The organism is Kitasatospora sp. MBT66, from assembly GCF_000710405.2.
GTDB lineage: Bacteria > Actinomycetota > Actinomycetes > Streptomycetales > Streptomycetaceae > Kitasatospora > Kitasatospora purpeofusca.
In genome coordinates this window covers 966,249-966,851 of record NZ_JAIY01000004.1, presented here as the reverse complement: position 1 = coordinate 966,851, position 603 = coordinate 966,249, and the positions used below count along the sequence as shown (strand labels likewise).

Genomic DNA, 603 nt, shown 5'->3' with positions numbered 1-603 from the left:
CCGAGCACCACGTGCAGGGACATCTCGGCGGTGCAGGGCCGGGCCCGGGCCCGCTGCACGGCGACCACCGCACGGCGCAGGCCGTCAGCCATCGACTCGACCAGGGTCTCCACGCTCTCCTGGACCAGCTCGGCCATCCCCGGCGGGTAGCCGGTGGGTGCCGGGTTGACGACGGCGAGCACGTACAGCGGCAGGTCGTGGGCCTCGGCCTCGGTCATCGCCCGATCCAGTGCCCAGAGCGAGCCGTCCGACCCGTCGCAGGCCGCGAGCACCCCGGGCGGACGGTTGGTCGGGAGCCGCCCGAGCACCGAGAGCACGACGGGGACGGACGGGTCGGGACCGGCACTGGTCACCACGGCCTCCGGGCGGGGGAAGGGGAAGGGGGCAGGGACGGGACGCTCGCCATGATCGCCGCCCGGCGCCGCCCCGTGCCCGAGCCGCGCCGGGAGCCGATGGGAGCGCCGGGAGCGGGGCCGGGCGGGCACGCGGTCGGGCGCGCGGGCGGGGCGGGCCGGGGTCAGGAGAGCCGGGGCGGGGACAGCGCGGGGTGGACGGGGTGCGGGAGGCCGGTCCAGCAGGCGCCGTGGCGGCGGGCGCGGACGC

The 603-nt window shown here is 78.9% G+C and carries 1 protein-coding gene; it reads right to left on the bottom strand.

All coding sequences use genetic code 11. The features are described from left to right. On the bottom strand, nt 1-353 hold a 353-nt coding region (locus BI06_RS50565; protein WP_043467275.1), incomplete at its 3' end, for a universal stress protein. Nucleotides 354-603: the final 250 nt, after the last annotated feature.